General features: G+C 67.1%; 23 protein-coding genes. 8 read left to right on the top strand and 15 right to left on the bottom strand.

Annotation, left to right across the window (positions count from 1 at the left end; translation table 11 throughout):
• Positions 1–689: 689 nt before the first annotated feature.
• The 5 genes from cruF to AC5FRV_RS01075 are packed head-to-tail and all read right to left on the bottom strand — an operon-like array spanning position 690 to position 6,678.
• Positions 690–1,544, bottom strand: a complete 855-nt coding sequence (gene cruF / locus AC5FRV_RS01095) for a bisanhydrobacterioruberin hydratase (RefSeq protein ID WP_493559281.1) — start codon at positions 1,542–1,544, stop codon at positions 690–692.
• A complete protein-coding gene (locus tag AC5FRV_RS01090; protein WP_493559280.1) occupies positions 1,537–2,370 on the bottom strand; it encodes a prenyltransferase in 834 nt (277 codons plus the stop codon). Before AC5FRV_RS01090 ends, cruF begins: the two co-directional genes overlap by 8 nt.
• Complete coding sequence (crtID, locus tag AC5FRV_RS01085; protein WP_493559279.1) at positions 2,367–3,974, bottom strand: bifunctional phytoene desaturase/3,4-desaturase; 1,608 nt, start codon at positions 3,972–3,974, stop codon at positions 2,367–2,369. The genes AC5FRV_RS01090 and crtID overlap by 4 nt, the downstream gene beginning before the upstream one ends.
• Positions 3,974–5,047, bottom strand: coding sequence for a phytoene/squalene synthase family protein (locus tag AC5FRV_RS01080; protein ID WP_493559278.1), 1,074 nt, complete (start codon positions 5,045–5,047; stop codon positions 3,974–3,976). Before AC5FRV_RS01080 ends, crtID begins: the two co-directional genes overlap by 1 nt.
• Positions 5,048–5,100: 53 nt before the next feature.
• Positions 5,101–6,678 carry a bacterio-opsin activator domain-containing protein gene (locus AC5FRV_RS01075; RefSeq protein ID WP_493559277.1) on the bottom strand — a complete coding sequence of 526 codons (1,578 nt, stop codon included), beginning with the start codon at positions 6,676–6,678 and terminating at the stop codon, positions 5,101–5,103.
• Positions 6,679–6,800: 122 nt separating this feature from the next.
• On the opposite strand from AC5FRV_RS01075, the gene AC5FRV_RS01070 reads away from it, so the two are divergent.
• On the top strand, positions 6,801–7,223 hold the full coding sequence (locus AC5FRV_RS01070) for a Rieske (2Fe-2S) protein (RefSeq protein WP_493559276.1): 423 nt from the start codon (positions 6,801–6,803) through the stop codon (positions 7,221–7,223).
• Between the two features lie 54 nt (positions 7,224–7,277).
• Here the strand turns inward: AC5FRV_RS01070 and AC5FRV_RS01065 are convergent, their stop codons facing one another.
• Positions 7,278–7,568, bottom strand: a complete 291-nt coding sequence (locus AC5FRV_RS01065; RefSeq protein WP_089816772.1) for a transcriptional regulator — start codon at positions 7,566–7,568, stop codon at positions 7,278–7,280.
• A gap of 115 nt (positions 7,569–7,683) precedes the next feature.
• On the opposite strand from AC5FRV_RS01065, the gene AC5FRV_RS01060 reads away from it, so the two are divergent.
• Together AC5FRV_RS01060 and AC5FRV_RS01055 are read left to right on the top strand one after the other, a co-directional pair.
• Positions 7,684–7,869 carry a hypothetical protein gene (locus AC5FRV_RS01060; RefSeq protein ID WP_493559275.1) on the top strand — a complete coding sequence of 62 codons (186 nt, stop codon included), beginning with the start codon at positions 7,684–7,686 and terminating at the stop codon, positions 7,867–7,869.
• Positions 7,870–7,871: 2 nt separating this feature from the next.
• Positions 7,872–8,039 (top strand): hypothetical protein, encoded by a 168-nt coding sequence (locus tag AC5FRV_RS01055; protein ID WP_493559274.1) that lies wholly within the window; start codon positions 7,872–7,874, stop codon positions 8,037–8,039.
• A gap of 6 nt (positions 8,040–8,045) precedes the next feature.
• Here the strand turns inward: AC5FRV_RS01055 and AC5FRV_RS01050 are convergent, their stop codons facing one another.
• Both AC5FRV_RS01050 and AC5FRV_RS01045 read right to left on the bottom strand, forming a co-directional pair.
• Positions 8,046–8,834, bottom strand: a complete 789-nt coding sequence (locus AC5FRV_RS01050) for an SDR family NAD(P)-dependent oxidoreductase (protein ID WP_493559273.1) — start codon at positions 8,832–8,834, stop codon at positions 8,046–8,048.
• 370 nt (positions 8,835–9,204) lie between these two features.
• Positions 9,205–9,936, bottom strand: a complete 732-nt coding sequence (locus AC5FRV_RS01045; RefSeq protein ID WP_493559272.1) for an FAD-dependent oxidoreductase — start codon at positions 9,934–9,936, stop codon at positions 9,205–9,207.
• Between the two features lie 174 nt (positions 9,937–10,110).
• Between AC5FRV_RS01045 and AC5FRV_RS01040 the strand changes: the two genes are divergently transcribed.
• Positions 10,111–11,874: a 2-oxoacid:acceptor oxidoreductase subunit alpha gene (locus tag AC5FRV_RS01040; protein ID WP_493559271.1), complete on the top strand. Its 1,764-nt coding sequence runs from the start codon at positions 10,111–10,113 to the stop codon at positions 11,872–11,874.
• Positions 11,871–12,734 (top strand): 2-oxoacid:ferredoxin oxidoreductase subunit beta, encoded by an 864-nt coding sequence (locus tag AC5FRV_RS01035; protein ID WP_493559270.1) that lies wholly within the window; start codon positions 11,871–11,873, stop codon positions 12,732–12,734. The genes AC5FRV_RS01040 and AC5FRV_RS01035 overlap by 4 nt, the downstream gene beginning before the upstream one ends.
• A gap of 1 nt (position 12,735) precedes the next feature.
• On the opposite strand, the gene AC5FRV_RS01030 is transcribed toward AC5FRV_RS01035, so the two are convergent.
• The gene (locus tag AC5FRV_RS01030) at positions 12,736–13,266 is read right to left on the bottom strand and encodes a DUF1349 domain-containing protein (protein ID WP_493559269.1); all 531 of its coding nucleotides are present in this window, start codon (positions 13,264–13,266) and stop codon (positions 12,736–12,738) included.
• 87 nt (positions 13,267–13,353) lie between these two features.
• Entirely contained in the window at positions 13,354–14,514 is a 1,161-nt protein-coding gene (locus AC5FRV_RS01025) for a hypothetical protein (RefSeq protein ID WP_493559268.1), read from the bottom strand.
• A gap of 168 nt (positions 14,515–14,682) precedes the next feature.
• Between AC5FRV_RS01025 and AC5FRV_RS01020 the strand changes: the two genes are divergently transcribed.
• From AC5FRV_RS01020 to AC5FRV_RS01010, 3 genes are all read left to right on the top strand, one after another.
• On the top strand, positions 14,683–15,915 hold the full coding sequence (locus AC5FRV_RS01020) for a digeranylgeranylglycerophospholipid reductase (RefSeq protein WP_493559267.1): 1,233 nt from the start codon (positions 14,683–14,685) through the stop codon (positions 15,913–15,915).
• A 102-nt stretch (positions 15,916–16,017) separates the two neighbouring features.
• Entirely contained in the window at positions 16,018–16,758 is a 741-nt protein-coding gene (locus AC5FRV_RS01015; protein WP_493559266.1) for an NAD(+)/NADH kinase, read from the top strand.
• Between the two features lie 109 nt (positions 16,759–16,867).
• On the top strand, positions 16,868–17,305 hold the full coding sequence (locus tag AC5FRV_RS01010) for a DUF7313 family protein (RefSeq protein WP_493559265.1): 438 nt from the start codon (positions 16,868–16,870) through the stop codon (positions 17,303–17,305).
• A 1,077-nt stretch (positions 17,306–18,382) separates the two neighbouring features.
• On the opposite strand, the gene AC5FRV_RS01005 is transcribed toward AC5FRV_RS01010, so the two are convergent.
• From AC5FRV_RS01005 to AC5FRV_RS00985, 5 genes are all read right to left on the bottom strand, one after another.
• Positions 18,383–18,649: a DUF7314 family protein gene (locus tag AC5FRV_RS01005; RefSeq protein WP_493559264.1), complete on the bottom strand. Its 267-nt coding sequence runs from the start codon at positions 18,647–18,649 to the stop codon at positions 18,383–18,385.
• Positions 18,642–18,962 (bottom strand): DUF7315 family membrane protein, encoded by a 321-nt coding sequence (locus AC5FRV_RS01000; protein ID WP_493559263.1) that lies wholly within the window; start codon positions 18,960–18,962, stop codon positions 18,642–18,644. Before AC5FRV_RS01000 ends, AC5FRV_RS01005 begins: the two co-directional genes overlap by 8 nt.
• A 169-nt stretch (positions 18,963–19,131) precedes the next feature.
• Positions 19,132–19,902: a cytochrome b family protein gene (locus tag AC5FRV_RS00995; RefSeq protein ID WP_493559262.1), complete on the bottom strand. Its 771-nt coding sequence runs from the start codon at positions 19,900–19,902 to the stop codon at positions 19,132–19,134.
• A gap of 4 nt (positions 19,903–19,906) precedes the next feature.
• On the bottom strand, positions 19,907–20,710 hold the full coding sequence (locus AC5FRV_RS00990; RefSeq protein ID WP_493559261.1) for a cytochrome b: 804 nt from the start codon (positions 20,708–20,710) through the stop codon (positions 19,907–19,909).
• 4 nt (positions 20,711–20,714) lie between these two features.
• Positions 20,715–21,575, bottom strand: coding sequence for a Rieske (2Fe-2S) protein (locus AC5FRV_RS00985; RefSeq protein ID WP_493559260.1), 861 nt, complete (start codon positions 21,573–21,575; stop codon positions 20,715–20,717).

Genomic DNA, 21,575 nt, shown 5'->3' with positions numbered 1-21,575 from the left:
TCGGAAAGCCCTCGGCGAGCTCCGGTCCCGGGGCTTGCTGTCGTTCGAGAGAGCTTCGCTCTCTCGTGATGACGAAAGGCGCTGCGCGCCTTTCGAACCACGCTCCTCGCTGCGCTGCGGTGCTAGCAGCGCCCGGGTTCCCGGAGCCCGCCTCGCCCTTTCAGTCCACCAGGCACCGCAGCCCTGCCCTTCCCCTTCCACGCGAGCGAAGCGAGTGTGGGCTCGAAAGACGAGGTGTGCCGAGTCTTTCGGTGGGTCGCGCGATGAAACGCGCTCCCGGCCGGGCGGTTGCGTTGGGCCGAGCACCGCGAGGCGATGCTCGTCAGAACGTAGTTCTGACGGTGGAGTGGTCAGGAAGCGTGATTCGGCGCGGACGCGCCGAATCCGGGGAGGGTTGGTGGAGTCAACCGCGAGCGCAGGGAGGCGCCGACCGTAGGGAGGGGTCTCCGAGCGAGCGAACGGGGAGCGAAGCGACCCGTGAGCGCCTCCGTGCGCGAGCAACGCGGACCCTGGAGGACTGAAAGGGCGAGGTGCGGTCGACGAAGCACGGACCCCCAAGCACCGAACGGAGTGAGGCGCGCAGGGGGTCCGCGCGAGTCGAACGCGCCGAGGGCTTTCGAGTTCTTTGATGTCGTGGTCACAGCAGCTCTGGCAATTCGTTCAGTCCTTCACTTGTACCACCCACACACTCATCCCCAGCCGAGTTCTGCCGAGTCCGGCGTCGCCAGGTCGAAGCGCTCCGTCCGCGCCAGCCCGGCCACGAGCACCAGTGCGAAACCCACTGGGACCCAGTTGCCGGCGACGACGTTGATGACGCCCCAGAGCAGGGTGAAGCTCACCAGGTCGTCGAGCGCGAACGGGCAGGTCTCCAGGCGGCCCAGGAGCGCAGCGCGGTCGAAAGCGGCGTGGATCAGGCCCACGGCCACACTGCCGCTCAGCAGCCAGCCCAGGTAGTTCGAGACGGGGACGCCGTAGTACGGGCCGCCGTCGTAGGTCCAGAAGTCGATGGCGACCGCCGCCGGGTCGAGGACGAGGTCGACGACGAGCAGGAGGCCGACGGCGAGGGGCACCAGGACGAGCCCTCGCCTCGCTCTCGAACCCAGCAACAGCGTCGCCAGCAGGTAGGCGTTCAGCGCGAGCGGGACGAAGAAGAGCGGCAGGGCCACCGGGACGCCGCCGACCATCGGCCCGACGTCGGCGAGGTAGCGAAAGTCGCCGTAGGGGAACCCGGTCGCGAGCCCCACGGCCTCGATGGCGTAGGTGTAGGCCACGAGGACCGAGAGGACGCCGATGGCCCGGCGGTCGAGCAACGGGCCGAGCGCGGCGACGAGGGGCAGGCGCATGACGAGCGTCCCCACGAGGACGAACAGCGGGTTGTACGCCAGCAGCGGTGGCAGGAGGTCAGCCGCGCTCGCGACGAGCGTTACCGCACCGACGGCCGGGAAGACGACGGCGATGGTGAAGCGGTTCTCGCGGACGAGGCGTTCGAGGCGGACGAGCGTCGCGTCGGAAATCACGCCGTCGGCCGTCGGCGCGTCAGGCACCGACGACACCCCACAGGCCGGCAACGGTGAACACCGCGCCGACGACGGCGTTGACGCCGGGATACCACCAGTACGCCCGGTCGACGTCGACGTCGCGGAGGGCGATAATCACGACGAGGGCGGGGTAGACGAGAAGCAGCAGGCCAGCGCGCGGGTCGAGCAGGGCGAAGGCGGCCGCCGAGAGGAGCCAGCAGGCGGCGCAGTAGGCCAGCGCACGGCCGTAGCCCAGCACCGTCGACAGCGTCTCGATGCCGGCCCGCCGGTCGGGCTCGATATCAGGGATCGCTGAGTAAGTGTGCATCGCCATCGTCCAGAGCCACCCGCCGGCAAGTGCCGCGAGTGGTGGCGCAGTCCCCGTCAGGGCGGCGTAGGCCGCGGCACCGGGGAGAATGTACAGGCCGTTCGACAGCGAGTCGAGCGGCGGGCGCGTCTTCAGTCGGAAGGGCGGCGCGCTGTAGGCCGCGCCGAGGAGGAAGAAGCCGACGAGCCAGGGGCGGGCGGCGGGAGGCGACCATGCGACGAGGCCGGCACCGAGGAAGAGGGTGGTCACGACGGCGACCAGCGTCCAGACGTTCCCCCGATACCGAACCTCCTTCTCGTCTTTCTTCGGGTTCTCCCGGTCGACGTCGGCGTCGAAGACGTCGTTGACGCCGTAGAGGAAGACGTTCGCGGGGAGGAGGAAGTAGGCGACGAGCGCGAGCGAGAGCGGTGTCACCAGGTCCGCCAGTGCGTCCGCGCCGAACGACAGCCCCACGAGTACGGGCCCGGCCAGATAGAGCCAGAACCGGGGGCGGGACAGTCGGAGGAGGCGGACGAGCGTGCTCATGCAGGACGCTGGATCCGTCGATCGCCGTCGAGATCGGCGAGGACGGCGCTGGCCGCGTGTTCACCGCTGATCAGACACATCGGAACGCCGATGCCGGGACGCGTAAACCCACCGGTGAAGTAGAGGCCGTCGAGCGCCGACGAGCGGTGGTCCGGCCGGAGCGGCCCGGTCTGTCTGAGCGTGTGGGCGAGCCCCAGCGCCGACCCCTGCTCGGCGTTGTACCGGTCGGTGAACTCCGAGACGGTAAACTGCTCCTCGACGACGATGCGGTCGCGCAGGTCGACGCCGACGTTCTCGGCGAGGTCGTCGAGCAGCGCGTCACGGGCCGCCTCCCTCGCTTCCGGCCCGTCCTCCAGCCCCGGAGCGATGGGGACGAGCACGAAGAGGTTGCTGTGGCCCTCGGGCGCCACGGTCGGGTCCGTCTCCGAGGGGACACAGCAGTAGTATGCGGGGTCGTCGGGCCACGACGGGTCGTCGAATATCTTCTCGAAGTGGTCGGTCCAGTCCTCCGGGAGCACGAGCGTGTGGTGTTCCAGCGGGTCGACGTCGCCCTCGACACCGAGGTACAGCAGGAAGGCGGAGGGGGCGTACGTCCGCGAATCCCAGTAATCGTCGTCGAACTGCCGGTCCTCGGGGGCGAGCAGGTGCTTCTCCGTGTGAGCGTAGTCGGCGTCGCTCACGACCAGGTCCGCCGTCACGGGCCCCTGGCTCGTTTCGAGGGTGAAGTTCCCCCGCTCGCCCGTGATCCGTTCGACCTCGACGCCGGTCCGGTAGGTGACGCCCATCTCGTCGCCGAGGGCCGCCATCGAGTCGACGACTGTCCCCATTCCGCCGGGCGAGGCCGTCTCGCGGTTCGGCGGCGAGAAGTCGCCGACGGCTTCCGGGTAGTGGACGCCGAGTTCGAAGTCCACGTGGCTCATCAGGTTGTACAGCGCGGGGGTGTTCGTCGGCGACCCGCCCAGGAACACCAGCGAGTACTGGACGAGCTGCTGGAGCTTCGGGTGGTCGAAGTAGTCCGAGACGTGGTCCTGCATCGACCCGAGCAGGCCCAGCCCGCGGGCGTTCCGGAGCACGTCCCAGTCCAGGTAGTCACGGAACGACCCCCGGTCGGTGTAGACGAACTGCTCCATGCCCACCTCGTAGGTTTCGGCGGCCTGTTCGAGGTAGCTATCGAGCGCGGCGCCGGCCCCCGGTTCATACGACTCGAAGAGGCGGCGCATAGCGGCGCGGTCCGGCGTGACGTCGACCTGGTCGACGTCGTCGCGCGCGTGCCGGCCGTTCGATTGGCCGACAGCGGCCCGCTGGTCGCCGTCCTTGAAGAACACCCGGTAGTGGGGGTCGAGGCGTGTCAGTTCGTAGAACTCGGTGTGCTCGCGGTCGAAGTGGCCGAAGAAGCGCTCGAAGACGTCGGGCATCATGTACCACGAGGGCCCCATGTCGAATCGGAACCCGTCGCGTTCGAGGACGCTCGCCCGGCCACCCAGCGACTCGTTCTTCTCGACGACGGTGACGTCGAGGCCGGCGTCGGCGAGGTAGCACGCCGTGGAGAGGCCGCCGAAGCCGGCGCCGACCACGACGACCTCGGCGTCGGAACCGGCCGCCATCAGTCGCTCCTCCAGGGGACGACCGAGCCGACGGCGCCGAGGCCCTGGGGTGTTCGGTCCCTGATCGCCGAGGAGAGCCGGCCGCGTCGTCCCGCACTGGTCGCCTGAACCTCCTGCGGGACGTCTTCCGTCTCCGGAACGGGACTGACGTGGTAGAACACCGTCTCGGGGTCGTCGAAACGTTTCCAGGCGGCCCAGGTCCGGGCGAGGACGACCAGCCGCCGGGCCGTCGAGAGCGACGGTCGGCCGGTCAGGACGTCGAAGTTTCGCGCCCTGATGAGCCGGTGGTGCTCGGCGTACAGCGTCGCCGACAGCAGGACCGCGAACTGGCAGTCCGGGGGGAGCATCCGGATGCCCGCGACGCCCTCGCGATAGAGCCGTTCTGTCCGGCGGAGTTCCGTCCGGACGGCCCTGCGCATCGCCGGTGAGGGATCGAGCGCGCGCACGTCGTCCGTACTCACGCCGTGCTCGCGCAGCGTCGCCTTCGGGAGGTAGACGCGGTCGTAGTCCCGAACGTCCTCCCTGACGTCGCGGACGAAGTTCGTCAGCTGGAACGCCTCCGCGAGGGCACGGGCGTGGGGTCGCGCCTCGTCGGCCTGCGGCGGATCCATCACCGCGAGCATCATATTGGCAACCGCCACCGACGAGCCCCGGAGGTACGCCTCCAGGTCCTCGTACGTCTCGTAGTCCGCCCCCTCGACGTCCCGTAGCATGGCGTCGACGAACTCGTCGATTTCAGCGGGAGGAACACCGTGTTCGTCGGCGATACGGTGGAACGCGGTCACCACGGCATCGTCGCTATCGGTCCGTCCGTGGGCAGCCTCGCGCATCCGTTCGAGTTCCCGGCGCTGCTCGGCCGGCGGCCCCGGGTCGGGGTCATCGACGACGTCGTCGGCGACGCGGAAGAACGCGTAGAGGACGTACGTCGCGTGACGGACGCGCCGCGGGAGCACGCGCGTCGCCAGGTGGAACGTCGCACCGGTCCGCCGCTGGATAGCTTTACTCTCGGCGACAGGTTCGGCCGGCGTCGTCGAGGCTCCGCCGTCGCGGAACCCTTCGGATGGCTGACTCATTACCTATAGTTGTGCTGTCAGTACCATAAGCCGGATGCCGGACTAGTAGGGTACTACCGCTCGAAGAACTCCGCGAGGAGCTTTCGCTGGGCGACCCGGAGGTGCTGGTGGAACGTCGACCGCGTGAGGTCCATCGACGCGGCGAGTTCGTCGCCGGTCGCCCGCCGTGGCCGGTCGAAGAAGCCGCCGACGAAGGCCGTCTGGAGGGCCGCGAGCTGTCGGTCGGTCAGCGCCGTCTCGACGCGCGTGAAGAACTCCTGTTTGGTCTCGGGCGGCCGTTCACGGTGGGCAGTCGACCGCAGCTCCGTGTCGGGGTACTCCTCGCGGACGCGCTCGACGAGTGAGCGCAGGTCCGCCCCCGCGGGGAGGGTAAACTCGACCGACGCCTCCCCCTCCTCGGCGACGATGGATCGCGTCTCCGCGCCGAAGGCGGCGAGTCGACCAACGAGCGGGTCCCGGCCGAGTTCGAACTCCAGCAGGTGTTGCTCCCCGTCCTCGATGACCGTCGACACCGCGACGACGTCCTGACAGTCCGCGGCGGCCTCGAGGATGGCCTCGACCGGCGCGCCGGTGGCCGTGAAGTACAGCGACGGCACGTCGGCATCCGCCACTGCCCCCTCGTAGGTCAGCCGACAGTCCACCTGCTCGGAGATCCTGACGAAGAAGAGGTCGTCGTCGCGCACCGATAGCTCGACGTCGACGACGTCGTCCGCGACGAGGATGCGCCGGGTCTCGACCGCGGACAGCGCGGCGGCGATGGCTCGCCCGAGCGCCGTCAGGACCGTCGCCTCACGCTCGTCGACGCGGAGCCCGGCAGGGGCGACGAGCGTGATGACGCCGTACTCGGAGTCGCCGTGACGCAACGGAACGGCTATCTGCTGGCCGTCGTCACCGGCTCCGCCGTTGCCATCCGAGAGCCCGTGGAGGCCCTGAATCGTCCCTTCTCGGCACGCGACCGCCGCGGGATGGTCGGTATCGACGCGGACGCCCCCTTCGGGAAGCGCCGGGTGGTCGCCCGTCGTACTCGACGCCGAGAGTAACTCGCCCGCGGCGTCGACGGTTCCGATCCAGGCCGCCTCGTAGGGACCGGCGTCGACCAGTCCCTCGCACACTGCGCGCTCCAGGTCGCTCCGGGACGTCGGTGCGATGATGGCCGTCGTCACGGCGTCGAGGAGTCGTTCGACCCGCCGGAAGACGACGTCCAGGCGCTCGCGTTCGTCCTCGAGCGCCATCTCCGCGGCCTTCCGGCGCGTGACGTCGTTCTGGAAGCCGACGAAATTCACCGGCTCGCCGTCCTCGCCCTCGATGGGCGCGATGGTCACCTCGTTCCAGAACTCCTCGCCGTCCCTGCGGTAGTTGCGCAGTTCGACGGTGACCGACTCGCCCGCGTCGACGGCCTCGCGGAGCGTCCGCACCGGTTCCTCGCGCGTCTCCGGCCCCTGCAGCAGGCGGCAGTTGCGACCGAGGACCTCTTCTCGGGGATAGCCCGTCACGCGCTCGAACGCCTCGTTGACGTAGATTAGCGGGTTGTCGGGCTGAGTCGCGTCAGTGATGGTGATACCGACCGGCGCCTCGTCCATCGCGCGCTCCTTGAGGGGGAACGACACCGCGGGCGCCTCGGGTTCGCTCATGGGCTAGATAGCGGAACTCACCAAATGAACGTTCGGGCGGGCCGGCGGTTGGGCGACCTCGGCGGACCGGCCCCTCTGGACCGCGGGATTCAAATCGGTGACTCGCGAACGCTCGGGCCAGCATGGACGACTCACGCCGGATCGTCGCCCTGGACGAGGTGCCCGAGGACGGGAGCCTGCTGTTCACCGCGACAGTCGCCGACGGCGACGAGCGCGTCGAGGCCATCCTGCTCCGCCTGACCGACGGCGTCGTCGCCTACGAGAACTACTGTCAGCACTGGACCGACGTGCGCCTGGACTCCGGGTCCGGTGCGGCGCTCCGAAACGACGAACTCGTCTGCGAGAAACACGGCGCGTACTTCGAGATGGACTCAGGGTACTGCAACTTCGGTCCCTGCAAGGGTGCGACGCTGGAAGTCGTCGACGTTGCGGTCGCAGACGGTGGCGTCTACCTCACCGACGACCGCTACGCGTTCGAACACCTGGGCCCCGCCGACGAGCGAACCCGCTCGTCGGGGAGCCGGATCGGCTTCTCCGGGAACTGAGCCACGCGGCGCGCCGCTCCAACGGCGCGGCTGACGGGCCGGTCCGCAACGACGTCAGTTGATCCGGTAGGCCGGTTCCGTCACGGACTCGCTCTTGCACTCCGGACAGCGACTCGGCCGGTTGACCAGGTCGTCGAAGGCGTCGAAGCCGCACTCCTCGCAGGTGGGCGGCGCGACGAGCAACTGCTCGTCGGTCGAGTCCAGCGACTTCGAGATGTGCTCGACGTGACTGAGCGCGTCGCTGGTCTGTATTTCGAACTCCCGGGCGATGGCCCCCGCCTGGAGGGCGTCGTCCCGGAGTCGGTCGGCGATGCGCTGGCGGGTCGTCCGACTTGCCTCGCGCATACCAGACCTTGGATGATGGCGGGTATATCTTTTCCGGGGGTGTGCGAACCGACGCTCGGTTCCAGTCGAAGCGACCCACAGTTATTTTTCGACCTGCCTCGATGCCCCGTGCGCAATGGTACACTGCCCTGAATGCGAGACGACACTCGACGACGCCGACGACATCGAATTCGTCGAGACCGACGCAAAGACCGGATTCATCAGAGCCTCCAAGCGGTTTTACACCGCCAACTGCGCCGCCTGCGGCCGAACGCTCGGCAGCGGCGTCGCCGGCGCCAAATCGAACGCGGGGGCAGCGTAACGATGGTACACTGTCCCCACTGCGAGTCTGAACTGACCGAGGCCGACGACGTCGAGTTCCTCGACATGGACTCGACGACCGGTTTCTTCACGGCCTCGAAGCGGTTCTACCTCGTCGGCTGCGGCGACTGCGGCGCCGCTATCGGCAGCGGCGTCGCCGGTGCGATGTAGGTCCCGTCAGCCATCAAACCGGTAGTGGCCCGCGTACTGATCGTCGAGGAGGACAGCGTGACGACCGCCGTCGACGGGAATCGCCGCGCCAGTGACGAAGGTTGATTCGTCGCTGGCGAGGTACGCGGCGAGCCCCGCGACGTCTGCAGGGGTTCCGGCACGCCCGGCAGGATCGATCTCACGTTCCTGTTCGAGTTCGGTAGACGCTGGATCGCGCTCTTCGACGTTGATCATCCCAGGCTCGATAGCGTTGACTCGAACGTCGAGCGGGCCAAGTTCGACGGCGAGCGATCGGGTCAGTCCGTTGACGCCGGCTTTCGCCACGTTGTACGGGAAAAAGCCCGGTGCGCTCCCCCAGGCGTTGGCCGACGAGATGTTCACGATGCTCGCCCCAGGTGGGAGGTACTTCAGGGCGTGCTTGACGGTGAGCCACTGGCTCCGGAGACACAGGTCGAACGTGTACGTCCACTCGTCGATCGTCACGTCTTCGGGTGGTCCCATCTGGGCTTCGCCGACGTTGTTGACGATCACGTCGATGCGTCCAAACGCCTCCACGGCACCCTCAACGAGGCGCTCGATCGCAGCGGGCTCGCCGAGGTCCGCCTCCACGTAGATCGAATCGGTCGGGAGGCCGTCTGCGACCGATTCCCCGTCGTACTCGCCGTCGTCGTTGACGACGAGCGAGGCACCTTCGCGCGCGAACCGTTCCGCTATGCCGCGACCGATTCCGTGGGTGGACCCCGTGACGAGGGCGACCTTCCCGTCGAGGCGTGACCCACACGCTGGATACTCCATGTTTGCCCGTGTCAACGTGGGTCTATTACGCTATCCCCGTCTATTGAGCGTACTCGTCGGCCGGGAGCGCGTTTCATCGCGCGACCCACCGAAAGACTCGGCACACCTCGTCTTTCGAGCCCACACTCGCTTCGCTCGCGTGGAAGGGGAAGGGCAGGGCTGTGGTGCTGTGTTGGTCCTGGTGGACTGAAAGGGCGAGGCGAGGTGGACGAAGCACGGACCCACAAGCACCACAGCGAACGCAGTGAGCGAGGAGCGCAGCGCGGTCCGCGCGAGTCCAGCGCGCCGAGGGCTTTCGAGTTGTTTGCGGTATCGGTTGTTAAGACGACGAGCGAGTATGAAACCGCCCAAAAACAGAAACCAACTCCTCCTAGCCGAAGTTCTCGATCTTGGCGCCTTCCGAATCCCCACCGGCGGCGTCGATGGCCGACGTCCCGTCGTCGATGAAGTCGGCGAAGCCGTAGACGAAGAGCTGGCTGTCGGCGCCGTAGTCGTCGAGGACGTCTGCGACGGCGGGGGACAGGTCCTCGCCCGCGGCCAGCAGCGTGACAGTGGCGCCCTGTTCCCGAATGTCGGCGAGACGCTCTTCGTGGATGGGGGCGTCGTCCTGGTAGACGACGGCGGCGCGGTTCCCGTCCGAGAGGGCGCGCTCGGCGATGCCGACGGCGGGGCCGACGCCGGGGCCGCCAGCGAGAATCACGGCGGGGTCTTCGCCCTCGTAGTAGTCGTTCCCGAAGGGGCCGGAGACGGTGACGACGTCGCCGGCCGAGAGGTCGGCCAGGACCGGGGCGAGGGTTCCGTCGGGGTAGATGCCGACGGTTATCTCGAAGGTGTCGCCGACGTCGGGCGAGGAGATGGTGTAGAACCGGGAGACGAGCACCTCGTCGCCGCGTTCGAGTTCGTCGGCCGTCTCGACGTCGAGTTCGCCCTCGGCGGCGAGGCGCTCGATGGCCTCGAACTCCAGCTTGTCGGCCAGGTCGAACGTCAGCTTGACGAACTGTCCCGGCTGGGCGTCGAACTCCGTCGGCGATTCCAGATCGATGGCGACCGCGTCGGGACCGACGTCACGGACGGCCCGGACGGCAGTCTTCGTTGGATCCATAGGCTCGCTTGGGCGATTACCGGCAAGCCGGTTTCGGTCCGTGAGCGGGCCGAACAGATCACTCGGAATCGAGTACACTATTCGCAACCGGAAAAGAGGCAAAACCCACAGCCTTCGGGTCTCCAGGCGTTTACAGAAGGTTTTTCCATAGGCAACGGATACCCACGCGCTAGAATGCCCGACGACCTCAACTGGGCCATCGGCGGCGAAGCCGGCGATGGAATCGACTCTACCGGGAAGATCTTCGCCCAGGCACTCTCGCGGGCCGGTCGGCACGTCTTCACGTCCAAGGACTTCGCGTCGCGTATCCGCGGTGGGTACACGGCATACAAGATCCGGACGTCGCTCGACCGCGTCCAGAGTGTCGTGGACCGCCTCGACCTGCTCATCGCGCTCACCGAACGCACGATCGACGAGAACCTCGACGAACTGCACGAGGGCTCCGTCATCATCTACGACGGCGAGCGCACGACGATGCAGAACGTCGAGGTGCCCGACGAGATGATCGGCCTCGAAGTTCCGCTCAAGCGCCTCGCGGAGGAGGCCGGCGGGGCCATCATGGCCAACGTCGTCGCACTCGGTGCGGCCTGCGAAGTATCGCAGTTCCCCATCGAGAACCTCGACGAGTCCCTGGAGAAGCGCTTCGGCGACAAGGGGGAGGCCATCGTCGAGAACAACATGCAGGCCGCGCGCAAGGGCCAGGAGTACGTCCAGGAGGAGTACGACCACGACTTCGGCTACGAACTCCAGACGTCCGACGAGGACTACGTCCTCATCAACGGCGACCAGGCCATCGGGATGGGCGCCATCGCCGCCGGCTGCCGGTTCTACGCCGGTTACCCCATCACCCCCGCGACGGAAGTGATGGAGTACATGACCGGCCGCGTCGACCAGTTCGGCGGGAAAGTCGTCCAGGCGGAGGACGAACTCGCCGCCATCAACATGGCGCTGGGTGCGGCCCGCGCCGGAGCGCGCGCGATGACCGCGACGTCCGGTCCGGGGATCGACCTGATGACCGAGACGTTCGGTCTGGTCGCGACCACCGAGACGCCGCTGGTCATCTGTGACGTGATGCGTTCCGGTCCCTCGACCGGGATGCCGACAAAGCAGGAACAGGGCGACCTCAACATGACGCTGTACGGCGGCCACGGCGAGATTCCGCGGTTCGTCGTCGCGCCGACGACTATCTCGGAGTGTTTCTGGAAGACCGTCGAGGCGTTCAACCTCGCCGAGAAGTACCAGACGCCGGTCTACCTCGTCTCCGACCTCGCGATGGCGGTGACCGAGCAGACGTTCAAGCCAGAGGCCTTCGACATGGACGAGGTCGAGATCGAGCGCGGCAACGTCGTCGACGAGGAGGACATCGACGGCTGGATGAACGAGAAGGACCAGTTCCAGCCCCACTTCCCCGCGGCCGACGGCATCTCGCCGCGGACGTTCCCCGGAACCTCCGGCGGCGCGCACATGACGACGGGTCTCGAACACGACGCCCTCGGTCGCCGGACCGAGGACACCGAGGTCCGCAAAGAACAGGTCGAGAAACGCGAGCAGAAGGTCGAGACCGCCATCGAGCGCGAAGACTGGGACTACCGCGAGTTCGGCAACCCCGACGCCGACACGCTGGTCATCTCCTGGGGTTCGAACGAGGGCGCGATGCGCGAAGGGATGGAGTTCCTCGAAGACGAGGACATCGAGGTCCGCTTCATCTCCGTCCCCTACATCTTCCCGCGCCCGGACCTCACCGAGGAGGTCAAGCAAGCCGACCAGACCATCGTCGTCGAGTGTAACGCGACGGGGCAGTTCGCCGACGTCATCGAACACGACGTGCTCGAACGCGTCGACCGCGTCAACAAGTACGACGGCGTCCGCTTCGACGCCGACGAACTCGCCGCGGAGATCAAGGCCGCGATGGCCGACGAAGCCGAGGTGAAAGCATGAGCTCAGACGTCCGATTTACCGACTTCAAGTCCGACAAGCAACCGACGTGGTGTCCCGGCTGCGGCGACTTCGGGACGATGAACGGCATGATGAAGGCGCTGGCCGAGACCGGCAACGACCCCGACAACACGTTCGTGGTCGCCGGCATCGGCTGTTCCGGCAAGATCGGGACCTACATGCACAGCTACGCGCTGCACGGGGTCCACGGTCGCGCCCTGCCCGTCGGCGTCGGCGTGAAGATGGCCAACCCGAACCTGGAAGTGATGGTCGCCGGCGGCGACGGCGACGGCTTCTCCATCGGCGCGGGCCACTTCATCCACGCCGTCCGCCGTAACGTCGACATGAGCTACGTCGTCATGGACAACCGCATCTACGGCCTCACCAAGGGCCAGGCTTCGCCGACCTCGCGCGAGGACTTCGAGACGTCCACGTCGCCCGAGGGTCCGCAGATGGCCCCGGTCAACCCCAAGGCGCTCGCGATGGCCGCTGGCGCGACGTTCGTCGCCCAGTCCTTCTCCTCGGACTCCCAGCGCCACGCCGAGCTGGTCCAGGAGGCCATCGAGCACGACGGCTTCGGCTTCGTCAACGTCTACTCGCCGTGTGTCACGTTCAACGACGTCGACACGTACGACTACTTCCGCGACTCGCTGGTCGACCTCGACGAGACCGACCACGACCGCCACGACTCGGACGCGGCGATGGACAAGATCCGCGAGACCGAGACGGAGTACATGGGCGTCCTCTACCAGGACGAGGACAGCGTCCCCTACGAGCAGCGCCAGGGCATCGAGGGCAGCATGGCCGAAATCCCCGACGGCGCCCCCGAGGGCGCGATGGACCTCGTTCGCGAGTTCTACTGAGTTACGCGACGTCGAAGTTTTCGAAGACCGTTTCGAAGCCGTCACCGCGCGGAGCCGCTGCCATCGGCCCGACCCTGAGCGTCTCCGTCTCCGTGAGGTAGGCCTGACGGATCATCGTGAACTCCCGGCCGTCGCGGGAGAAGAACACCTCGACCGCGGGGCCGGTCCGTTCGACGCGGATCCAGACCGACTCCGGGTCGTCGTCGAGGGGAACGACCGACCAGTCGGAGAACGCCCGGGTGACGACGGCACTCGCTTGCTGGGCGCCGTCGACGTACTCGACCCCGCACTTCAGCCAGCGTTCGTCACTGTCGCGGATCATCAACCCTGCCTGGTCGTACTGGGACCCGTAGTCGCCAGCGAATTCGACGGTCGCGGTGAAGTCGCCGTCGACCGCTCGATGGTAGAAGTGCGCGTCGTCCGCGACGTAGTCGTGCAGCGTCACGCGCCAGCAGTCCGTCTCCGGGCCGGCCTGGACCACGAGGCGGTCGCCCTCCTCGCGCCAGCTCGGCGGTTCGTTGTACCACTCCATGCGAATCGATACGCGCGCGCCCTGGTAAAACTGCAGCACGTCTAGCGAAGGAGAGAGCGACAGCCGCGAATCCGTCGAGCCCCTTCGCTACGGACTTCCGGGCAGTACCTCGGGTTCGCCGGACCGATAGATGTACTCGACGGCGATACCGGTCAGGGGCGAGTCCGCCCGCGTCGCGTAGGTCTTGGCCAGGTCGAGGTACTGCTCGGTGACGTCGACGACGCGCCGGTAGCCCGCGTCCTCGTCCGGCGCGAGGAGGTACTCCGCGGTGACGGGCGTCAGTTGCCCGTTCCGGCGGTCGTCGACGTAGTCGTCGACGTCGTCGAGCCACACCTGGGCGCCGATGATGGCGAGCACGATTGCCTTCGCGAAGTCGTCGTTGACGTCCAGACCGGCCAGCCGATAGAGACCGATCATGCCGTCGTAGAGGACACCGACGCGGGCGTACTGTGTCTTGAGATACGGCAGGTTGCGTTCGCTCTCGTCGAACAGCTCGATGGGCTCCTCGAAGTCGGCGAACTTGTACTGCTCGCGGACGTCGCGCAGCGCCGACTGGTCGCCGTCCTCGGCCGCGCTCATCATCTCGCGGAACTGGTCGTCCCGGTCCTGGTGCGCTTCCGAGTAGTCGACGGCCCGCGTGTAGGTCTCCTCGACGACCGGGGGAAGCCCCTCCAGCTTGGCGTCCAGGTCGGCCTGGAGCGCCGCCTGGGCGACCTCGGCGACGCGCCGGGGGTCGGCCTCGAAGTCGACCGAGAAGTCCTCGAACTCGTCGTCGTTGATGGCGTCGCGCATGTCGCCGTCGACCAGCGCCTCGATGGAGAGGGAGGTCATCTGCTCGGCACGGACGACCATCTCGCGTGGCGAGAGTTGCTGTGAGGGGCCCTCCTCGAGGGCCGTCTCGTCGACTTCGGGGACGCCGATGGCTATCTCGTCAGTGACGGGATCGGAGGCCGCTCGCTGCCTGGCAGAGCGGTAGACGTACCCGAGGGTTAGCTGGGCCGGGAGAACCAGCTTGGTGTCGTAGTCGAACGCCACCGAGGGACGGTCGAACTCCTCGGCGAGGGCGTCCTCGACGAGTCCGAACACGTCGTCGACCATCCGCTCGGTGCGCTCGTCGATCTCGCGCTTGAGCGAGAGGCTGCCGTAGTCGAACACGCCTGCGTCGGCGTAGTACCCAAGCACCGCGCGAAGCGCCGTCGGCAACGTCGCGCTGTCAGCGAGCCAGCCAGCGCCTGTCTTCATGACCATGATGTATCCCCGCGGGCCCCGGTCCCCGCGCTTTCCCGGTGCTGTGTCCGGTGTGGCCTTTACGCTTTCGAGAACAGCGTCGCCGTCGCGGTGCACAACCCGGCCACTGGACCGCATTCACCTGGCAAATTCAGCAAGACTATTAGTGGGTACGCATGACCTGATGCTATGAGCGATCGCTTTGACGTGGTTATAGCCGGGGCCGGGCCGGCCGGCGCCCAGTGTGCCCGCGATTTGGCGGCGAGGAACTACGACGTCCTCGTGCTCGAAACCGAGCCCGAAGACCAGTTCCCGCGTCAGAGCAACAAGTCCACAGCCGGCACCTTCCCGTCGATGATGGCGTCGTTCGGCATCCCCGACGACGTCGTGATGCACTACACCGACAAGGTCGTTCTCGAATCGCCCAGCGAACACTACGTGCGCGACCAGGCGGGCGCCGTCCTGGAGTTCGCCGACTTCAAGCGCTTCCTCGTCCGCGACGGTCGCGAGCGAGGGGCAGAGTACCGGTTCGACTCCCGCGTCTCGGCACCCATCATGGACGGCGGCGAGATCGTCGGCGTCAGGTACGACGGCTCCGAAGAGGTGTACGCGGACGTCGTCGTCGACGCGACGGGCCCGGCCGCGCCGCTGGCCAAGAAACTCGACGTCACCGGCCTCGAACGCGAACACCAGGCCATCGGCATCGAGTACGAGTTCGAGGGCGTCGCCGTGAACCACTCCGAGTTCGCCGACCTTCGCGACTCGATGATGCTCCGCCTGGACCACGACCTGGCGCCGGGCGGCTACTCGTGGATTTTCCACACCGGAGCCGACACCGCGAAAGTCGGCCTCTGTTACATCCAGAACGACTCCCACGACGCCTACGCGAAAGAGGGGATGGGCATCGACGACTACCTCGACTACTGGATCGACCGCGACCCGCGCTTCGACGACGCCGAGCGAATCGAGGGCAAGCAACACCGCGGGTCGGCCCACATCCAGCCCCCGGAGGGGATGAGCACGGACAACTTCATGGCCATCGGCGACACCGTCCCGACGATCGATCCGCTGTGGGGCGAGGGGATCCACTCCGGCATGAAGTCGGCACGGGCGGCGGCAATCACCGCAGACGCCTGTCTCACGCCCGAGGAGCCCGACACCTCCGCCGCGGCGCTGTCGACCTACGACGAGCTGTGGCACCGCGACGTCGCCCCGCAGATGCGCCCCCGACTGCTCATGACCCAGCTCCTCTATCTCGCCCCCAACGAGCGCTACGACCGCCTGATGGCCGACCTGCGCGCCACGGACGAGGACACCCTGGAGCAGGTGAACAACGGTAACCGGCTCGCGATGCGGAATCTCATGCACCTCTCGGACCTCCCGCTGCTCGCCCAGTTCGCCCGGGATAGACTCGGTATCTGAGCGGCGGTGTCGCCGGTCCGCCAGCGCTCGGTCCCTCGATAGCGTCCCCGTGCGTCGGGCGAGGTCAGCAGCTTTTTCTCCGCCTGGCCTGAGTTTCGAATCATGAACGACGGGGAGCCGCTCGTCGGCGTCGTCGGCGACGCGACGGCGGACCTGGAGGCGGCCGTCACGTCGGCGGGCGCCCGCTCGCGCGTGGGCGACGTCGAATCCGTGCTGGCCGCGTCGCCGGCTCTCGCCGTCGCCGTCGGTGACGCCGCCTTCGCGCGACTCGCTCGGTCCGCCCCCACGCTACCGGTCCTGCCGGTCGACGTCGACGTGGGATTCCGGTCCGTCGCGACCGAGTCCGCCGCGGCAGCGATCGATACAGTCCTCGCCGGTGACGCCGAGACGCAGTCGTATCCCGTCCTTCGCGTCGAGTACGACGGCGAGCGGGTCGCCAGCGCCGTCGCCGACGTGTCGCTGCTGACGGCGGAAGTCGCCCACATCTCGGAGTACGCAGTGGCCAGCGGGGACAGCCACGTCGGCCAGTTCCGCGCGGACGGAGTCGTCGTCGCGACGCCCGCCGGCTCGACCGGCTACGCCCACCGGCTCGGCTGTCCGCTCGTCGCCCCGGGAACGAGCGTCGGACCCGTCGCCCCCATCGCCCCCTTCGCCACCAACCCCGACCACTGGGTCCTCCCCCTCGAGGACCTCCGGCTCACGGTCGAACGCGACGAGACACCGGTGACGCTGGTCGCCGACGACCGCGAGGTAGCCACCGTCGCCGCTGGCGAGCCGGTCACCGTCACGCCCGACGGGTCCGTCGACGTCGCCCTGACGCCGGCGAGCGACCCGGAATTCTAGCCGACGGACCACAGCCCACCGGCAAAACTGTCACTCTTCGACAGATTTGCCGGATTCTACCCGCTGGAAATTGGAAAGACACTAATGGACGGTGGACACAGTGCAAGATATGCAGACGGAGCCGTTCGTGAACCTGTTCGGGCCGCTGGACGCCGCGCTCCAGGGCCAGATCGAGATCGTGATACTGGCACTCGTCCTGGTCAACATGGTGACCCGGTTCCTCGCCCAGCGGCGATACGTCGACCAGTACGAGGACGACGGCGCCGACGCCATCACCCGATGGGTCCCCCACGAGGTGACGAACCTCGTGCTCGTGCTCGCCTCGTTTTACTTCCTCACCGTCCACCACCACGGCGGCCTCGTCACCTCCGTGCTCGTGGTCGGGATGGTCATCACCGACTTCTTCGAGTTCGAGTCGCGCAAGGTCGAAGCCCGACGCGATCTCCCGCTCGACCGACCCAAGGCGGCCATCGGTGCCTGGGTCCTCGCGCTGTTGTACGTGGTCTTCCAGGTCGCCTTCACCGGCTCCATCGACTCGCTCGTGTAGCGCCCGTCGGTTCTCTCTGGATTTCCCGCTTCGCTGTGCCGAACGCTCTTGTCGATTCCGCCGTTTCTCCGCTGTCGCCGGTCTGGCAAACCCGTGAGTGACTGGTTCGACGCTCCCAGTCGTTCGAGAGCGGGAGTGTCTGTAACGATTCTAGTTGGTGGCGCTAGAGGAACGACAACAGACAGAAAGACCTCGAAAGCCCTCGGCGGGCTCGCGGCCGCTCAGCGGGATACCCTCACGTCCGTTCGGGTAGTGCCCGCTGAGCGACTGCCTTGCAGCGCGAGCCCGCCTCGCCCTTTCAGTCCTCCAGGACAACGTAGCTCGCGCCATGAAGGCGCTCACGGGTCGCTTCGCTCCCCGTTCGCTCGTTCGGAGACCCCTCCCTACGGTCGGCGCCTCCCTGCGCTCGCGATTGACTCCGCCAACCTTCCCCGGTCGCTCGCCGTCCGGCGAGCGACACGCTTCCTGACCGCCCCGCAACCGCCCGGCCAGGAGCGCGTTTCATCGCGCGACCCACCGAAAGACTCGGCACACCTCGTCTTTCGAGCCCACACTCGCTTCGCTCGCGTGGAAGGGGAAGGGCAGGGCTGCGGTGCTGGCCTGGGGTCCTGCCGAGCGTAGCGAGGCAGGGCTCGTCAGAGCTTGCTCTGACGGTGGACTGAAAGGGCGAGGTGCGCCTGGCGGCGGAGCCGCCAGGTTTGAGAAGGCCGGCTGCGCCGGCCTTCCGCTCCGGGAACCCCGGCCCCGCAAGCGACCGCGAGAGCGAAGCTCTCGCGTAGTCCTCAGCTCCGCTGAGGGCACCGCAGGCGAGGCCGAGGAGCGCAGTGGTGTTCGCGCGATTCTCGTGAGCGGAGCGAACGAGAGCTCGGAAGACGAACGGAGTGAGTCTTCCGGTGGTTCAGCCCGCCGAGGGCTTTCGAGGTGTTGTCGTCTCTCTTCCTTCCAGCGCCCGTTCACACAGATCCGTCTGATCGTTACACTCGCAATCTCCCGATAGCAATCGAATCGAAGCCGTCTGGCGGTTTCGGACGATACGTACGGACGTCCCAGAGCGGGGAACCCGGCCGCGAAAACAGATTACTGCGTGCGTTCGGCGTACGAATCGCGCGCGCGCTCGAACGCGGGGATGAGGATCCAGAACGTCAGCGCACCGAGGATGGCGAACCAGAAGAGGACGGGTTCGAGCGTGAGCGCAATCTGGTCGTACACCGTGGCGGCCTCGGGTGGCGCGCCGGTGAGCTGTGTCCCTTCGAACGACGGCGTCCGGTACCAGCCGGCCAGCGTCATCCATCCGAGTCCGGCGGTGACGAGGATACCGAAGCCTTTCGCGAATTCGTCAGCCATTATCTGAGGGTTCGTCGGCGTCGTCTTTAGACTTTCCCATTTCCGCAGTGCGGAAACGCGTCGAGAAGGCGTAGGTCCCCGCGCCGACGACGATGAGCGCGATGCCGGCGATGGCGACCACCGGATCTATCTCGGATGTCGGCAGCGTCGCCCGGTCGGTCGCCTGGTCGATGAGGAGGAAGCCGCCGACGACGGCGGCGACGGCGAACAGCGTCGAGAAGACGGTCACCGTCTTGTACACCCGGAGGGGCACGACGACGTCGCGCGTCCGCGCGTCCGGCTCGTCGACGCCCTCCGACCGGTCGTCAGTCATTACGGACGGGAACGGGCGGCACGTACTTTACTGCGGCGAGTTCGTGCCGACGGGGACTGGCCCACTCACCACGTCGCTCGCGGGCTTGCGCGACACGACGCTGTCGCTTGTCGGCGTGAGAGACGCTGGAAAACGAACACGGACGGAAAAGACTCGCAGCGCGGAACCGCTATTTCGGCGGTCGCAAGCGGTAGTACCGACGGTTGAGGTTGAACATGTACCCCTCGCGCATCGTCCGCAACACCGCGTAGGTGATGAACGCGCCGACGAAGGGCAACAGGAAGGTCAGGTCCTGCAGGAGCTTCGAGTCCATCGGGAGCAGGTTCTTGACCGACAGCGCGGCGATGGTGATCGAGAAGATCACGCCGGACATGCCGACGGCGGCCCAGAACGGCTGCTCGACGGGTCGCCGGGCGCTCCCCTTGTTCAGGAAGGGAACGATGGCGATGAAGCCGACGATGACGACGTTGGCCAGGACGCCGTAGGTCCGGTCGGCCAGCAGCTTCGTGTCCCCGAGGATGGCCAGTTCGGGGTTGAGGAAGCCCAGCTTCAACAGACCGAACGACCAGTAGAGGTACCAGTCGGGCAGGATGACCGCCGGGGTGCTGGAGGCGTTGGCCGGCGGACCGATGTGGGGCGGGAGCGCGGCCGAGAGGAAGATGATGATGCCGACGAAGAAGCTCGTCAGCGCGAGGTTGCGGATCATCTCGTGGGGCCAGGCCGGGAAGCCCAGGACGTCGCGCTCGACGTAGTCGGACTGCTGGCGCAGGTCCTGGTCCTCGCGGCGGGCCCGCTCGAAGTATTCGTACGTCAGCCTGGAGAGCCCCTGGGTGCGCTGCTTGCGCTCGGACCAGGTCGGGGTCTCGTCGTCCGGTGGGACGATGCCTGTACCGCCGCTACCGTCCGTGCGAACGTCGTCGGAAGTGGTGTCGTCTGTCATTGTACTAGTGTGGTTCCGCGATGCCCTGCATCCAGACGATGCCGATGTGCACCGCGATGAGTGCGGTCGTGACGAACGGGAGGAAGAACACGTGCAGGATGTACATCCGCTGGAGCGTCGACTGGCTCAGCGTGAAGCCCCCGAACATCAGCTGTGCGACCCACTCACCGATGAGCGGAATCGACAGCGACATCTCGACGCCGATCTGGCCGGCCCAGAACGCCAGCTGGTCCCAGGGGAGCAGGTAGCCCGTGTATCCGAACACCATCGTCAGCGAGATGAGGACGATGCCGATGATCCAGTTGAGCTCGCGGGGTTCCTTGTACGCGCCCGTGAAGTAGACCCGCAGCATGTGGAGGAAGACCGCCGCGACCATGAACTGGGCCGCCCACCGGTGGAGCGACCGGAGGAAGAACCCGAAGTTCAGCTGCGTCATGATGAAGGTGATCTGCTCGTAGGCGATGGTGGGCTGGCCGTTGGCGTTGGCGGCCGCGGGCGCGTAGTAGAAGCCCAGCAGGGCGCCCGACACCGCCGCGACGATGTAGGCGATGGTCGAGAACGACCCGAGCGCGTACAGCGGATACCAGTACCAGAACTTGTTGTCCAGGTTGTACTGCTCCGTGTGGCTCTTGGGCATCTGGAGGTTGACCTTGTAGTACATGTCCTCCAGGATCTCGAGGTAGTCGACGACGCGCAGGCGCTTGTCGAGCCAGATAAGCGTCGTCAGATAGATCTGTTCGATCGCGGTCAGGTCCCGCGATTCCATCCAGCTTCCGTGTTCGTGTTCGTCTTTGCGTTCGAGACTCATTGTATCACTCGTCCGGTCGCGGCAGGGCCACGAAGTCCTTCTGCACGGGGCTGAACGGGTCGTACACCGACTGGTGGCACTGGCAGTACACCCGGTTCTCGGCGTCGAACCGGGCGCTGTCTCCGTAGGCCTTGAAGCCCGGGACACAGCAGAAGTGGGTACACTTGTTCAGCCAGACCATGAAGTCCTGGGACGTCGCGCCCTCGAGGAAGGTCCTGACGCTCTCGTCGAGGTCGCTGTAGGGACCCTCGCCGTTGACCATCTGGGTCACGCGCTTGCTCCGGAGGACCTGGACTGGGATGGTCTGTGCGTCCGGTCCCTCCGAGCGCCAGCTCGCGGTCGCGGGTTTGCCGACGCCGGCACTCCCGATGTCGTTGTTCCAGGACTCGTAGTCGTCGAACATGTCGACGGTGAGGGGTTCGCCGCCCTCGACGTCGCTCATCCAGTCGTAGGTGCCGGGCGTGGCGCGGAAGAAGTTGTCCTCGTCCGCCTCGGGATTTAACCCCGCGTACGACTGGATCCCGCAGTACTGGAACCAGGACCAGGTGTACGGGACGCCGCTCCCGTTGAACCCGCCGCCGCCCTCGTCGATTTCCTCGACGGTCTGTGGCGTCTGGCCCCGTAGCTCGCCAGCGTCGGTAATCTCGATGGGAATGATCGGCATCCCGCGCGGCGCCGGGCCCGCGGTGTTCTCGATACCGAAGAAGTTCGTTCGGCCACCGCCGGCCCCGAGAGGCCCGGTGGTCGCGTCGAGCGCTGCGGCACCGCCCGCACCGACGCTCGAGAGCGCTGCGCTGCCCACGACGCCTTTGACGAAACGGCGGCGTCCAGATTCGGCCGGATATTTGTCTTCGTCCAGTGGCAT

Source organism: Halomicrobium sp. HArcel3 (genome assembly GCF_058933135.1).
Note: the sequence above shows the minus strand (reverse complement) of the source record. Positions and strands in the feature narration are given on the sequence as shown.